13 protein-coding genes are annotated in these 14,258 nt (G+C 44.5%); 8 read left to right on the top strand and 5 right to left on the bottom strand.

Annotation, left to right across the window (positions count from 1 at the left end):
• Positions 1 to 51 precede the first annotated feature (51 nt).
• Positions 52 to 1,698 (bottom strand): phosphoglucomutase (alpha-D-glucose-1,6-bisphosphate-dependent), encoded by a 1,647-nt coding sequence (pgm, locus tag A9237_RS04100; protein ID WP_078607737.1) that lies wholly within the window; start codon positions 1,696 to 1,698, stop codon positions 52 to 54.
• Between the two features lie 92 nt (positions 1,699 to 1,790).
• The gene (gene seqA / locus A9237_RS04105) at positions 1,791 to 2,333 is read right to left on the bottom strand and encodes a replication initiation negative regulator SeqA (protein WP_005436968.1); all 543 of its coding nucleotides are present in this window, start codon (positions 2,331 to 2,333) and stop codon (positions 1,791 to 1,793) included.
• Between the two features lie 92 nt (positions 2,334 to 2,425).
• Here seqA and A9237_RS04110 point away from each other — a divergent pair, with 92 nt between their 5' ends.
• From A9237_RS04110 to fldA, 3 genes are all read left to right on the top strand, one after another.
• Positions 2,426 to 3,193 carry an alpha/beta fold hydrolase gene (locus tag A9237_RS04110; protein ID WP_078607738.1) on the top strand — a complete coding sequence of 256 codons (768 nt, stop codon included), beginning with the start codon at positions 2,426 to 2,428 and terminating at the stop codon, positions 3,191 to 3,193.
• A 112-nt stretch (positions 3,194 to 3,305) separates the two neighbouring features.
• Positions 3,306 to 3,527: a DUF2788 domain-containing protein gene (locus A9237_RS04115; RefSeq protein WP_005446406.1), complete on the top strand. Its 222-nt coding sequence runs from the start codon at positions 3,306 to 3,308 to the stop codon at positions 3,525 to 3,527.
• 48 nt (positions 3,528 to 3,575) lie between these two features.
• Positions 3,576 to 4,109: a flavodoxin FldA gene (gene fldA / locus A9237_RS04120; protein WP_005436966.1), complete on the top strand. Its 534-nt coding sequence runs from the start codon at positions 3,576 to 3,578 to the stop codon at positions 4,107 to 4,109.
• Between the two features lie 53 nt (positions 4,110 to 4,162).
• Here the strand turns inward: fldA and A9237_RS04125 are convergent, their stop codons facing one another.
• The gene (locus tag A9237_RS04125; RefSeq protein ID WP_078607739.1) at positions 4,163 to 4,666 is read right to left on the bottom strand and encodes a DUF4442 domain-containing protein; all 504 of its coding nucleotides are present in this window, start codon (positions 4,664 to 4,666) and stop codon (positions 4,163 to 4,165) included.
• Positions 4,667 to 4,865: 199 nt separating this feature from the next.
• Between A9237_RS04125 and fcrX the strand changes: the two genes are divergently transcribed.
• A complete protein-coding gene (gene fcrX, locus A9237_RS04130; protein WP_005436964.1) occupies positions 4,866 to 5,315 on the top strand; it encodes a ferric iron uptake transcriptional regulator FcrX in 450 nt (149 codons plus the stop codon).
• Positions 5,316 to 5,387: 72 nt separating this feature from the next.
• Positions 5,388 to 5,999: a type II secretion system protein gene (locus A9237_RS04135; protein WP_078607740.1), complete on the top strand. Its 612-nt coding sequence runs from the start codon at positions 5,388 to 5,390 to the stop codon at positions 5,997 to 5,999.
• Positions 6,000 to 6,053: 54 nt separating this feature from the next.
• Here A9237_RS04135 and glnS read toward each other — a convergent pair whose 3' ends face one another.
• Both glnS and nagE read right to left on the bottom strand, forming a co-directional pair.
• Entirely contained in the window at positions 6,054 to 7,724 is a 1,671-nt protein-coding gene (glnS, locus tag A9237_RS04140; protein WP_041054764.1) for a glutamine--tRNA ligase, read from the bottom strand.
• Between the two features lie 234 nt (positions 7,725 to 7,958).
• The gene (gene nagE, locus A9237_RS04145; RefSeq protein ID WP_009707218.1) at positions 7,959 to 9,533 is read right to left on the bottom strand and encodes an N-acetylglucosamine-specific PTS transporter subunit IIBC; all 1,575 of its coding nucleotides are present in this window, start codon (positions 9,531 to 9,533) and stop codon (positions 7,959 to 7,961) included.
• A gap of 489 nt (positions 9,534 to 10,022) precedes the next feature.
• Between nagE and nagA the strand changes: the two genes are divergently transcribed.
• From nagA to A9237_RS04160, 3 genes are all read left to right on the top strand, one after another.
• Positions 10,023 to 11,159, top strand: coding sequence for an N-acetylglucosamine-6-phosphate deacetylase (gene nagA / locus A9237_RS04150; protein ID WP_009707219.1), 1,137 nt, complete (start codon positions 10,023 to 10,025; stop codon positions 11,157 to 11,159).
• Between the two features lie 2 nt (positions 11,160 to 11,161).
• Positions 11,162 to 12,376, top strand: coding sequence for a DNA-binding transcriptional regulator NagC (gene nagC / locus A9237_RS04155; protein ID WP_005436955.1), 1,215 nt, complete (start codon positions 11,162 to 11,164; stop codon positions 12,374 to 12,376).
• An 81-nt stretch (positions 12,377 to 12,457) separates the two neighbouring features.
• Entirely contained in the window at positions 12,458 to 14,047 is a 1,590-nt protein-coding gene (locus A9237_RS04160; protein ID WP_009707220.1) for a cation:proton antiporter family protein, read from the top strand.
• Positions 14,048 to 14,258 lie beyond the last annotated feature (211 nt).

Here is a 14,258-nt window from a genome sequence, read left to right on the forward strand (position 1 = left end):
CAAAAAAAGGGCCGACGCAATGTCGACCCTTTCGAACTTTAATCGTTTGAATTACAAACCAGCGGCTGCAAATACTTGATTAACGATTTCTTGTGCTTCAGCTTCGATTTGTTTTAGGTGCTCTTCACCTTTGAAGCTTTCACAGTAGATCTTGTAGATGTCTTCAGTGCCTGATGGACGTGCAGCGAACCAACCATTCGCTGTCGTTACTTTAAGGCCACCAATCGCAGCACCATTACCAGGAGCGTGCGTCAGACGAGCAGTGATTACATCACCAGCTAGAGTTTCAGCCGCAACCATTTCTGGTGACAACTTCTTCAGTACGTCTTTTTGTGGGCCATTTGCGACAGCTTGAATGCGGTTGTACTTAGACTCACCATGCTTCGCCGCTAGCTCTTCATAGTAATCTTGAGGGTTCTTACCCGTTACCGCAGTGATCTCTGCAGCTAGAAGACATAGCAAGATGCCATCTTTGTCTGTTGACCAAGGCGTACCATCTTTACGAAGGAAAGACGCACCTGCACTTTCTTCACCGCCGAAACCAAACTTACCAGTGTACAGACCGTCCACAAACCACTTAAAGCCAACAGGTACTTCACATAGCTCTCGACCAAGGTCCGCAACAACACGGTCAATCAGGGCGCTCGAAACTAGCGTTTTACCAACAGCGACATCTTTACCCCACGCGTCACGATGACGGTATAGGTAGTCGATACATACCGCTAAGAAGTGGTTCGGGTTCATCAAACCTTTTGGCGTAACGATACCGTGACGGTCGTAGTCAGGGTCGTTACCAAATGCTAGGTCGTACTCGTCTTTCAGTGCCAATAGACCTGCCATTGCATAAGGAGAAGAGCAGTCCATACGTACAACGCCATCTTTATCTAATGACATGAATTGGAAAGAAGGGTCAATCGCTTCACTTACTAGCGTTAGGTCTAGGTTGTATGCCTGACCAATTTGACGCCAGTAATCGATGCCGCTGCCACCCAGTGGATCTACACCAATCTTCAGGTTTGCTTTTTGGATTGCTTCCATATCGATAACGTTCACTAGATCATCGATGTATGGTTTCACCAAGTCCATCTCAACAAACAGATCCGATGCTTTAGCTTCTGCTAGCGGTAGGCGTTTAACACCTTGTAAACCTTCAGCAATCAGAGCGTTCGCACGATCTTCGATCGCTTGAGTCAGTTCAGCTTCTGCAGGACCACCGTGAGTCGGGTTGTATTTAATACCGCCGTCTTGTGGTGGGTTATGAGATGGGGTAATCACAATGCCATCTGCCTTATCATCGTGCTTGATGTTGTAAGTCAGAATCGCGTGTGAAATACCTGGTGTTGGCGTGTAACCGTTGTCTTGTTGGACAATCACTTTCACACCGTTTGCAATCAATACTTCAATCACACTTGAAAACGCTGGTTCAGATAGCGCGTGCGTGTCTTTGCCCACAAACAATGGACCTGTTGTACCTTGCTCAGCACGAACTTCTGCTACCGCTTGAGCGATCGCTAAAATGTGGTTTTCGTTAAAAGTGTGCTTGTCTGCAGTACCGCGGTGGCCAGAAGTACCAAATTGAACTTTGTGTTCTGCGTTTGCTGCGTCTGGTTGAAGTAAGAAGTAGTTAGCAACGAGTGCTGGGATATTGTGAAGATCTTCCTGCTGCGCTTTTTGCCCAGCACGAGGGTGCATAGCCATGTTTGACATCCTTTCTTTAAAAACAAATAAAATCAAAAAAGCCTCATAATATCCGCTAAACGCTACACATTATGAGGCTTCTATCAGGTTTCTTAGATTGAACCTGTTACTTTCTCTATTAAGTCAGGCTGGAATTCCATGTGAGTCATCACCTGCTCCACCATTTGTCGCTTACGACTGGTGTTGTTGTTGGTGATTACCCAGAATGGCGTGCCAGGAATTGCTTTAGGTTTGGTAGTGTTACCGTTTGCTAGCAGAGTCTCTTCGTTATCAGCAAAGTAAACGCGTTTGCGTCCTTTCACTTTTGTCGCTTGAGAGAAACTCTCTGGATTCAGTTTGTGTAAGGTTGATAATACCAACATGAAGCGATCAATCGCTTTCTTAAGACCAGCAAACTCATCAGAGATAAGTAGAGAACGCATCTCTTTTACGATATCTACTGATTCTGCTTTGCCAGCATCTTTACTTACTACAATCCCTTGTGGCTGTTCTACTACAGGTGCAACAACTGCTTCCTGCAACTGGCCATCAAGGTTCAAAAGGCGTCGTAAAATATCCGAGGCACTTTCACCGATATGCTTGGTTTGACCCGCAATGTAACGGTATAGATCCTCATCAACCTCAATTGTTTTCATTCGCTTTTCACATTCTCAATGTTTAAACTCTGGGGGATTATAACGAGATCCTCGCGGATACTCCACGTTAAACCCATCACGAATAAGATAAAATGTCAGCATTACTCAACTATAAGCAGGAAGGACAAGGCCAAACGGTTGTTTTGATTCATGGATTGTTTGGCAGTTTCAGTAATCTAGGTTTACTGGCTCGCGACCTCGTTCAAGATCACTGTGTGATCAGTATTGATCTACGAAATCATGGCCTCTCTTTCCATTCAGACACACACAATTACGAAGTGATGGCACAAGATGTTGCTGATTTGCTTCGCCATTTAAGCATCGAACCAGCACTTGTCATCGGCCACTCTATGGGTGGAAAAGTTGCGATGAAACTGGCAGATATCGCTCCTGAATTCGTAAAACAACTTATTGTCTTAGATATGGCGCCAGTGGCTTACCAGACTAATCGCCATGATAACGTGTTTAATGGTCTGCAAGCCGTAGTAAAAGAACAACCAACTAACCGCCAACAAACCATGGACATTCTTGCTCAACATATTGAAATGGATGGTGTAAGACAATTCTTATCGAAATCGTTATACAAAAACGGCGATAAAATGGATTGGCGCTTCAACGTTGCTAGCTTGCTCAACAACTACGACAACATCATTGGTTGGCAAGAAATCACACCAACAGACATCCCAACTTTATTTGTCAAAGGTGGTGATTCTGATTACTTGATGCCTGAGCACCAGTCAGCCGTTAAGCGACAGTTTAACAATGCAAAAGCGCACATTATTGCTAATACAGGACACTGGCTACACGCTGAAAAACCAGCAGAAGTCATGCGGGTGATCAGGAAATATATTTCGAGTTAACAAATTCGAAAAACAACGCCAGATTATTGAAATAACCCTTCTTGTTGTGCATTAACTTTACCGTTTAACAGTGGTATAGTGCGCCCAAGAATTTTTGGCATGAAGGACGACAATGCTATACGACTATATGGACATGCTCGAGTCGATCGGGCTCGATCTTCTTTTTGCTGCTATCTTCTTTTTCATCGGGATGGCGATAAAAGATGTACTAAAGCAAGGCAATGTACCTGTTTTTGGTCGTCGTATTGTATGGTTGGTTCTTTTCCTAGGCTGCGCTGGTTTCATCGCTAAAGGCCTGATTCAGCTCAGCTGGGAAGGCACAGGGCTAGGTTAAGCCCCTCTCCCCATCGCCAGTAACAAACAATGTAAAGGTATAGACTCTATGGCAAGTGTAGGTATCTTCTTCGGTAGCGACACAGGTAATACTGAAGCCGTTGCAAAGATGATTCAAAAGCAACTAGGTAAACAACTAGTTCACGTTCAAGACATCGCAAAAAGCAGCAAAGAAGACATTGATAACTTTGATCTTCTACTTCTAGGTATCCCAACTTGGTACTACGGTGAAGCACAATGTGATTGGGACGATTTCTTCCCAGAGCTTGAGCAAGTAGACTTCTCTACGAAGCTTGTTGCTATCTTCGGTTGTGGTGACCAAGAAGATTACGCAGAGTACTTCTGTGATGCAATGGGCACAGTACGTGACATCGTTGAAGCAAAAGGCGGCACTATCTTGGGCCACACTTCAACTGAAGGTTACGAGTTCGAAGCGTCTAAAGCACTCGTAGAAGGTGATGATAGCCAGTTTGTTGGTCTATGTATCGACGAAGACCGTCAACCAGAATTGACTGACGAGCGCGTTGAAAACTGGGTTAAGCAAATCTACGAAGAGATGTGCCTAGCTGAGCTTGAAGGCTAATAACGCATTCGTTAAAAAAGACCTCCTGTTGGAGGTCTTTTTGTATCTGGCTATCAAGAAGCTTCCGTAGCTACCTCTTCCTCTCTGTATTGAGGTTTCTTCCTCACATACAACTTGCGCTGCACTTCGGATACAACATTACCGTCTTTGTCTTTCACATGGGTAATAAATTCCGGAAAGCACTTTTCGCCATTACGAGTCATTTGGTAAATATCGTCTAACATGCCTTCGGTTACTTCAAACTCGGCAAACAAATCACTCTGTCCAGGTATAATGAAATTGATGCTGGCTTCTTTGTCCCAGACGTAATATTCCTCACGCAGAATACCCATCAACATCAGCGAATAGATCGGATCGGTCAACGAGAAAATGCTGCCACCATATTGGGTTCGATTGGCGTTTTTGTTCCACCAGCGAAGCTTCAAGCGGACTTTAACCGTTCGAAAATCTTCAGAAATATGTAAGATTTTGATACCTGCGCCCCAAAATGGCGGCCAAATATTGAGCGCAAACTTCACAAATCCCGGTTTATATATCTTAGCAAGTCGCTTATTCATAACTATCCGTAGTCTTTGCGTTCCAATGTTATCAATTTGTAACTGGTCTGATCTGTAATATAATCGACCTGTTTCCAATTTACAAAAAGAATCTATTAACCCTTTGAAGTTCGTGGTTTAATGTTCAGTACGCTTCGCCTATAATGGTAGGAATATTGAATTCTGTTAAATCGCTGCAGATGATCCAACGGGAAAGTATATGTCAGATAATAATCAGGCGCTGAAGGATGCGGGCTTAAAAGTAACCCTTCCAAGGCTAAAAATTCTAGAAGTACTTCAGCAGCCAGACTGCCAGCACATCAGTGCTGAAGATTTGTACAAAAAGCTGATTGATCTAGGTGAAGAGATCGGTCTAGCAACCGTTTATCGTGTACTAAACCAGTTCGATGATGCTGGTATTGTAACTCGCCACCACTTCGAAGGTGGTAAGTCAGTATTTGAACTGTCTACTCAACACCACCACGATCACCTAGTGTGTCTAGACTGTGGTGAAGTGATTGAATTCTCTGACGATGTGATTGAACAGCGTCAAAAAGAAATCGCAGCTAAGTACAACGTGACGTTGACTAACCACAGCTTGTACCTATACGGCAAATGCACGGACAGTTCTTGTAAAGACAATCCAAACGCGCACAAGCCAACAAAGTAAGAAGTATTTCTTTTTACTCATAAACATAGTAAAACGTCAGCTAAGGCTGGCGTTTTTTTATGGAGAAAAACGATGAAGAAAAGGAATTCTAAAGGCTTTACCCTACTTGAGCTGATTATTGCCATTGTTATTCTTGGGATACTTGCCGTATTTGTGGCCCCACGTTTTTTAAACTTACAAGACGATGCTCGCGAAGCAAAAATTGCGGAAACTTTTGGAGCCTTTGAAAGCGCTCTTAAATACGCACATTCAAAATGGCAAATCAATGGCGGCGGCTCCGCAGGAATGAACAACATGCCAGGATATGGTCCAACGGACAATAATGGCAATTACATGTTGGACATGAATGACGTAGGCTACCCACTTGGTATCAACAAGGGTGAGCCGATGGGACAACCCCATAACATAGGCCAAGGAGACCAAGGTTGTTATGAACTGTTTACCGCGATAGTTAATACTGACTATACGTTTTCAAGTAACGCAGCAGAATCAGATTCCGTCGACTTTATTACAAAGCGTAGAAATTTAACGTTTCAAGATGCAAACGGCGTAGTTCAAAGAAAGCTAGCCCTCTGCTACTTTATCTATACCAAACAAGGTTACAACAGCAACCCTGACAATGCCGAGATTGTCTATTGGTATAACTCTAGAAATGGTTCAGTGACAACATTTGAACCAAATTAAGACATAAAAAATGCCAGCAATGATGCTGGCATTTTTATTAGCGAAGAATAGAGATTATTGGTTCTCGATTTTCGCCCAAGTATCACGTAGACCAACCGTACGGTTGAATACTAGGTTATCTGCTGAAGAATCTTTTGAATCTGCACAGAAGTAACCCATACGCTCAAACTGGTAACCTGTTTCCGCTTCTGCAGTTGCTAGGCTTGGCTCAACAAAACCGTTTAGAACCACTAGTGATTCAGGGTTGATTGTCGCAGCAAAGTCATCCGCAGCTGCTGGGTTTGGTACTGTGAACAAACGATCGTACATGCGGATTTCAGCAGGCAATGCTTTGTCTGCTGATACCCAGTGAATTACGCCTTTCACTTTACGGCCATCTGCTGGGTTCTTACCTAGCGTTTCAGCATCGTAAGTACAGAAGATTGTTGTGATGTTGCCTTCCGCGTCTTTCTCGATGCGCTCAGCCTTGATCACATATGCGCCACGTAGACGTACTTCTTTACCTAGAACAAGACGTTTGTATTTCTTGTTTGCTTCTTCACGGAAGTCTTCGCGCTCGATCCAAACTTCACGAGTGAATGGCACTTCACGCTCACCCATCTCAGGTTTGTTTGGATGGTTAGCAACAGTCAGCGTCTCTACCGCGCCTTCTTCGAAGTTCTCGATAACGATCTTAACTGGATCTAAAACAGCCATCGCACGTGGTGCGTTTTCGTTTAGATCATCACGAATACAAGATTCTAGTGAACCGAACTCAATCATGTTCTCTTGCTTCGTTACGCCAATACGCTTACAGAATTCACGAATAGATGCGGATGTGAAGCCACGACGACGCAGACCAGAGACTGTTGGCATACGTGGGTCATCCCAACCATCAACCAATTTCTCAGTCACTAGTTGGTTTAGCTTACGCTTAGACATCACTGTGTATTCAAGGTTTAGGCGGCTGAATTCGTACTGGTGTGGACGACAATCAATCGTGATGTTGTCTAGAACCCAGTCGTACAGACGACGGTTATCCATGAACTCTAGAGTACAGATAGAGTGCGTAATGCCCTCTAGCGCATCAGAGATACAGTGTGTGAAGTCGTACATTGGGTAAATGCACCACTTATCACCAGTCTGGTGGTGAGTCGCAAAACGTACACGATAGATAACTGGGTCACGCATTACCATGAATGAAGAACCCATGTCGATCTTCGCACGTAGACACGCTTTGCCTTCTTCGAATTCACCTGCACGCATTTTTTCAAATAGCGCTAGGTTTTCTTCTACTGGACGGTCACGGTATGGGCTTGGTTTACCCGGAGCCGTTAGCGTACCGCGGTATTCACGAATCTGCTCAGGACTTAGCTCATCAACGTACGCTAAGCCTTTATTAATCAATTCAATTGCATATTCGTAAAGCTTGTCGAAGTAGTTTGATGAGTAACATACTTCACCATCCCACTCAAAGCCCAACCAGTTTACATCTTTCTTGATAGACTCAACGTATTCGATGTCTTCTTTTTCAGGGTTTGTATCGTCGAAACGTAAGTTACATTGGCCCTGGTAGTCCTGAGCAATACCGAAGTTCAAACAGATAGACTTAGCATGACCGATGTGCAGGTAGCCATTCGGCTCCGGCGGGAATCGAGTATGCACGCTAGTGTGTTTACCATCCGCTAGATCTTTATCAATGATCTGGCGAATAAAGTTTGATGGACGAGCATCAGCTTCACTCATCTATAGCACCTCAAAAATATTAGTATTGTCAGAGAAAACAGTACTCCGTAGCCTTACTCGGTTTACAGAGTGCATTGTTCCTAATGATCCACAATTCTTAGCGATTAGACAACAAGAACCGTCGTTAAAACGACAATATTTCTCTTCTTCGCTTGAAAGCGCAGCATATTAAATCCGCACAAACAAAAAAAGACCTCCCGAGGGAGGTCTTTATAGAGAGTCAGTAAGATGTAATTAAGGAAGTTTTACATCTGATAGGTCTTCACCTGCACCGATTGCTTTCATTTCACCAGCAACGATTTCTGCAAGAGGACCAAGGATAACTTGAAGGTTGTTTTCGCCAAGCTTAACCACACCTTTCGCGCCTAGTTTCTTAAGAACAGCTTCGTCAGCAACAGAGCGGTCTTTAAGTGTTAGACGTAGACGAGTGATACACGCGTCGATTGAAGTTAGGTTATCGTGACCACCTAGCGCTTTTAGGTATTGACGAGCTAGGTCACCTTTTGCTGCATCACCAGCTGGAGCTGCAGACGCTTCTTCGTCGTCATCTTCACGACCTGGTGATTTCAGGTTGAAAGCACGGATTGCGAAGCTGAATGTGAAGAAGTATAGAGCACCGAAGCTTAGACCTAGAGCAAGAAGCACTAGAGGCTTAGTTGCTAGACCGTAGTTCAGTACGAAGTCGATTAGACCTGCAGAGAAACCAAAGCCGTGTAGTGTGCCAAGCATGTTTGCAAGTACTAGAGACAGACCTGTAAATACAGCATGGATTGCGTATAGAGCAGGTGCTAGGAATACGAACATGAACTCTAGAGGCTCAGTGATACCTGTTAGGAATGAACAGAATGCTACTGAGAATAGTGCGCCACCAACTTGGCTACGTTTCTCAACTGGTGCTGCTAGGTACATTGCAAGTGCCGCACCTGGTAGACCGAACATCATTACAGGGAAGAAACCGTTCATGAATACACCAGCGCTCTTATCGCCGCCGAAGAAGCGGTGTAGGTCACCAGATTTCAGAGTTTCAGTTACTTCTTTAACTGTTGCTGTGATTTCTGGAGTTACAGAGTTAGCGAATTCGAATGTGTGAGTTTGACCAGCAACAAGAGTCTTAGCTAGAGCTGGGTCAACACAAAGCTGTTGTAGAGCAGGAAGCGCTTGACCAGCAGCAGTTGCGCCAGACACTAGAACTTCTTGACACGTGCCCATACCGAACCAGAAGTATGAGTTTAGTACGTGGTGTAGACCTACAGGGATAAGTGCACGGTTAAGAGTACCGTATACGAACTGACCGATAGCACCAGAAGTAGAAACTGCGTGCGCTAGCGCGTCAAGACCACCTTGGATTGTTGGCCATACAACACCAGCAATTGCACCTGCAACTAGCGAGAATAGACCCGCCATGATTGGTACTAGACGTTTGCCAGAGAAGAATGCCAACCACTCAGGAAGACGAGTAGCGTGGAAAGCGTTGTAAGAGTGACCAGCGATGATACCAGCAATGATACCGCCGAAGAATGACATGTTAACGCTTGCATCGATTGTTGCTGCTGTTGCAGTAAGAACGAAGTAAGCAACTGCACCAGCTAGACCAGCAGCACCTTGACCGTCTTTAGAAAGACCGATCGCGATACCTAGACCGAATAGTAGTGGTAGTTGACTAAAGATTGCGTTACCAGCAGATGCCATAAACGCGATATCTAAAAGGTCAGGCTGACCCAAACGTAGTAAAAGCGCTGCAACTGGAAGCGTTGCGATAGGAAGCATAAGAGCTTTACCTAACTTCTGCGCGTATCCAAGAATATTCACCTTAAGTTCCCCCTATAGGATTTTATGTTTTGTTGAATAACTTATTTCAGTCGTTCAATTTAGTCGCTACCAGTTTATGATATTAATTTTGCTCCGCAAATTAAAACCTCATTGTTTGTGATCATAATCACCAGAAATTGGTCATTCAGAAGGTTTTTGCTAGCGAGATCATAAAACTTATTTTATTATACGAAAAAATGGCGTTTTAGAGATAAGATTCTCGTACTTTATGCAAGACAGAATCAGTGTTATTTTGGTATCTCTACAGATGATTCGTAGTAACTTTGCTCTGGAAAACAATCATAAAAACTAATTCATTTATTATTTTTCAGTTAGTTACTCTGATAATGACATCGATAAAACGCGACTTGCTGTATGTGACTCGTTATCTAATTCAGTGATACAAACTAAGTACCAGCCCGACTCACAGAGTCACCAGTTAGATAACGGAACAGAAAATGAATTCTCATCTATAAGGACTAGCTGACTATGTACGCGCTAAGTAACTGTAAAATCTATACCGGTAGTGATGTTCTTACCGATCATGCTGTCATCATCGACAATGACCAGATTCAATCAGTTGTGCCAGTAACTCAATTACCAGAAGGTATTGAAGTTAAAGATCTGGACGGTGCTAACCTAAGCCCTGGTTTTATCGACCTACAGCTAAACGGCTGTGGCGGTGTGATGCTTAACGACGAAATCACACCAGAAACAATGCAGATCATGCACGAAGCTAACCTAAAATCGGGTTGTACAAGCTTCCTACCAACTCTTATCACTTCTTCAGACGAAGACATGCGCGCTGCAATCTCAGCGGCTCGCGAGTACCACAACAAATACCAAAATCAATCGCTAGGTCTGCATCTTGAAGGTCCGTACCTTAACGTAGCGAAAAAAGGTATTCACAGCGTTGACTTCATCCGCCCTTCTGACGACGGCATGATTGACTTGATCTGCGCGAACGCTGACATCATCGCAAAAGTTACACTTGCACCAGAACAAAATGACCCTGAGCACATCTCTCGTTTGAAAGCAGCTGGCATTGTGGTTTCTATCGGTCACACCAATGCAACATACGCAGAAGCACGCCAAGGCTTTGAAGCAGGTATCTCATTTGCGACTCACCTATTCAACGCGATGACACCAATGGTTGGTCGTGAACCAGGTGTAGTTGGTGCTATTTACGATACACCAGAAGTTTATGCAGGCATCATTGCTGATGGTTTCCACGTAGACTACGCAAACATCCGAATTGCTCATAAAATCAAAGGTGAAAAGCTTGTTTTGGTGACGGATGCCACAGCTCCAGCAGGTGCTAACATTGATCACTTTATTTTTGTCGGTAAGAAAGTATATTACCGAGATGGTAAGTGTGTTGATGAAAACGGCACACTAGGCGGCTCAGCTCTGACTATGATCGAAGCAGTTCAGAACACAGTTGAGCACGCAGGCATCGCTTTAGACGAAGCTCTACGAATGGCGACACTGTACCCAGCAACCGCAATTGGTGTTGAGGAACAACTAGGCCGAGTTCGAAAAGGAATGGTAGCTAACCTGACTATTTTCGATCGTGACTTCAATGTAAAAGCGACGGTTGTTAACGGACAATACGAGCAAAATTAAGCATGAATGGCGGACAGATTGGTAATGTAGATTTAGTAAAACAGCTTAACAGCGCTGCGGTATACAGGCTGATTGACCAACAAGGTCCAATCTCCCGTATTCAGGTAGCGGATGTTAGTCAGCTCGCCCCAGCGAGTGTTACCAAAATAACCCGCCAACTTTTAGAGCGCGGCTTAATCAAAGAAGTCGCGCAACAAGCTTCTACCGGTGGTCGTCGAGCTATCTCGCTGACCACTGAAGTAAAACCTTTCCACTCTATCGCTGTTCGATTAGGTCGTGACTACGTGCAATTCTGCTTGTATGACCTAGGCGGCACAGCACTAGCAGAAGACCAACACGAGCTTCACTACACCAACCAAGCTGACTTGATCGCCGGTTTGATTGATTTATTGAAAGACTTTGTGAATCGCTGCCAGGACAAAATCGACCAACTTATCGCTATTGGTATCACGCTGCCTGGTTTGGTAAACCCAACCACTGGTGTCGTTGAATACATGCCGAATACCGACATCGATAACTTAGCGCTGGGCGAAATTATTCGCGAGAAGTTCAACACAGCGTGTTTTGTTGGTAACGACGTTCGTGGTATGGCACTGGCTGAACACTACTTTGGCGCGAGCCAAGACTGCCAAGATTCGATTCTGGTTAGTGTTCACCGTGGTACTGGTGCGGGCATCATCGTGAATGGTCAGGTATTCCTTGGCTTTAACCGCAACGTAGGTGAAATCGGTCATATCCAAATTGACCCACTTGGCGAGCAATGTCAGTGTGGTAACTTCGGCTGTCTAGAAACTGTTGCAGCAAACCCTGCCATCGTACAACGCGTTAAAAAACTGATTGCTCAAGGCTACGAATCAAGCCTGACTCAACTTGAGCACATCACCATTGATGACGTTTGTACGCACGCGATGAACGGTGACGAGCTGGCGAAGCAAAGCCTTGTACGCGTAGGTAACCAACTTGGTAAAGCTATCGCGATTACAATCAACTTGTTCAACCCTCAAAAGATCGTCATTGCCGGTGACATTACTGCCGCTGAAGAAATTGTGTTTCCTGCAATTCAACGCAATGTGGAAAACCAATCTCTGAAAACTTTCCATAACGAGCTTCCAATTGTTGCCTCTCACATTGATAAGCAACCAACGATGGGCGCGTTTGCGATGATCAAACGCGCTATGTTGAACGGAGTTTTGTTACAAAAGTTACTAGAAGACTAAGTTTATACAACCAATTGAGTTACAATCTCGGGCTGTGGTTTCACAGCCCGTTTTTGTATATCAGGAATATAGCTCAACAGTATGGAAATTATTCTAATTACAACGGCGTTCCTCGCCGGCTTCATCGCTCTAAAATGTAACCTGCCCCCTTTGGTCGGTTTCCTACTCGCTGGTTTCGGCCTTCACGCGTTTGGCTACCAAAGTAATGACGTTATTGTCACGCTTGCTGACCTTGGTGTGACCTTGCTGCTTTTCACCATTGGTTTAAAGCTGGATGTAAAAACGCTGCTTTCTAAAGAAATTTGGGGCGGCGCTACCGCGCACAATATTCTTTCTACCCTTTTCTTTGCGCTGGTTCTCGTTGGTCTAAAACTGCTAGGGTTGTCATCACTCTCCACGATGGATCACAGCCAGATTCTGCTTCTCGCCTTCGCTCTCTCCTTCTCCAGCACAGTATTTGCGGTTAAGACGCTGCAAGAAAAAGGGGAAATGAACGCGACTTACGGCACACTAGCAATCGGTATTCTGGTTATGCAGGATATCTTTGCCGTAGTATTCCTTACTGCTTCAACCGGTAAAATTCCAGAGTGGTACGCCATTGGATTGTTTGCCCTACCACTCGCTCGACCTCTGTTCTACAAATTGTTGGATAAAGTAGGCCACGGGGAAATGCTGGTGCTGTTCGGCATTTTCTTCGCATTAGTAGTTGGCGCAGGCTTGTTTGAACTGGTGGGCATGAAGCCAGATTTAGGCGCGCTGATTTTAGGCATGCTTCTAGCTGGCCACCGCAAAGCGTCCGAGCTATCAAAATCGCTCTTTAATATGAAAGAGCTATTCTTAGTTTGTTTCTTCCTCAATATCGGTTTATCAGCATCCTTGAGCTTTACGGGGGTTGGTCTAGCTCTACTATTTATCTTGTTATTGCCAATCAAGGGGCTGCTGTACTTCCTAACCATCAACCACTTTAAGTTCCGTGTGCGCACTTCATTGCTGACGTCGCTATCACTTTTCAACTACAGTGAGTTCGGTCTGATTGTTGGTGGTCTAGCTTATAAGATGGGATGGATGCCAAGTGACATGCTGGCAGCGATTGCCGTTGCCGTTTCTATCTCATTTATCATCTCAGCACCACTTAACCGTTTGGGCCATCAGATTTACCAACATTCAGGTAAATGGCTGCAAGAAACCGCAGCAGAGAAACTGAACCAACGCGATCAGCTCATCAACCCAGGTCATGCCCAAGTACTGATCCTCGGTATGGGTAGAATTGGTACCGGTGCATACGATGAACTGCGTTCTCGATACGGTAAGATTTCACTTGGTGTGGAGGTTCGTGAAGAAGCTGCGCATAAACATCGCTCGGAAGGTCGTAACGTGATCTCGGGAGATGCAACTGACCCGGATTTCTGGGAACGCATTTTGGATACGGCTAACGTGAAAATGGTGCTTCTGGCAATGCCACATCACCAAGGTAACCAAACGGCACTTGAACAGCTTCAAAGCCGAAACTACAAAGGGCAGATTGCAGCGATTGCCGAGTATCCAGATCAACTAGAAGGTTTATTAGAGACGGGAGTCGATGCCGCATTCAACATCTACAGCGAAGCTGGTAGTGGTTTCGCGCGTCATGTTTGCGAGCAACTTCAACCTCAATTTACACCGATGAAATAAGCATAAAACGCAACCAGCTTTATTGAGCCCTCTTCTAATAAGAGGGCTTTTTTGTGCATTTTTTAAACCAAACCTTGATCTCATTCACCAAATTAAAGTTATTTTTAAACACTATCTAATCATCAAGCCTTTTTATCATTTTTTTAATCATCAAACGTTGCTTTTTTTACTCAGAATGGCAAATTGAACCCATACCGATTAAAAATTGTTT

The organism is Vibrio owensii, assembly GCF_002021755.1.
Taxonomy (GTDB): domain Bacteria; phylum Pseudomonadota; class Gammaproteobacteria; order Enterobacterales; family Vibrionaceae; genus Vibrio; species Vibrio owensii.

Bases quoted from the DNA above. Each gene is read 5' to 3' on its own strand.
- pgm (WP_078607737.1), bottom strand. From the start codon at position 1,698: ATGGCTATGCACCCTCGTGCTGGGCAAAAAGCGCAGCAGGAAGATCTT.
- seqA (WP_005436968.1), bottom strand. From the start codon at position 2,333: ATGAAAACAATTGAGGTTGATGAGGATCTATACCGTTACATTGCGGGT.
- A9237_RS04110 (WP_078607738.1), top strand. From the start codon at position 2,426: ATGTCAGCATTACTCAACTATAAGCAGGAAGGACAAGGCCAAACGGTT.
- A9237_RS04115 (WP_005446406.1), top strand. From the start codon at position 3,306: ATGCTATACGACTATATGGACATGCTCGAGTCGATCGGGCTCGATCTT.
- fldA (WP_005436966.1), top strand. From the start codon at position 3,576: ATGGCAAGTGTAGGTATCTTCTTCGGTAGCGACACAGGTAATACTGAA.
- A9237_RS04125 (WP_078607739.1), bottom strand. From the start codon at position 4,666: ATGAATAAGCGACTTGCTAAGATATATAAACCGGGATTTGTGAAGTTT.
- fcrX (WP_005436964.1), top strand. From the start codon at position 4,866: ATGTCAGATAATAATCAGGCGCTGAAGGATGCGGGCTTAAAAGTAACC.
- A9237_RS04135 (WP_078607740.1), top strand. From the start codon at position 5,388: ATGAAGAAAAGGAATTCTAAAGGCTTTACCCTACTTGAGCTGATTATT.
- glnS (WP_041054764.1), bottom strand. From the start codon at position 7,724: ATGAGTGAAGCTGATGCTCGTCCATCAAACTTTATTCGCCAGATCATT.
- nagA (WP_009707219.1), top strand. From the start codon at position 10,023: ATGTACGCGCTAAGTAACTGTAAAATCTATACCGGTAGTGATGTTCTT.
- nagC (WP_005436955.1), top strand. From the start codon at position 11,162: ATGAATGGCGGACAGATTGGTAATGTAGATTTAGTAAAACAGCTTAAC.
- A9237_RS04160 (WP_009707220.1), top strand. From the start codon at position 12,458: ATGGAAATTATTCTAATTACAACGGCGTTCCTCGCCGGCTTCATCGCT.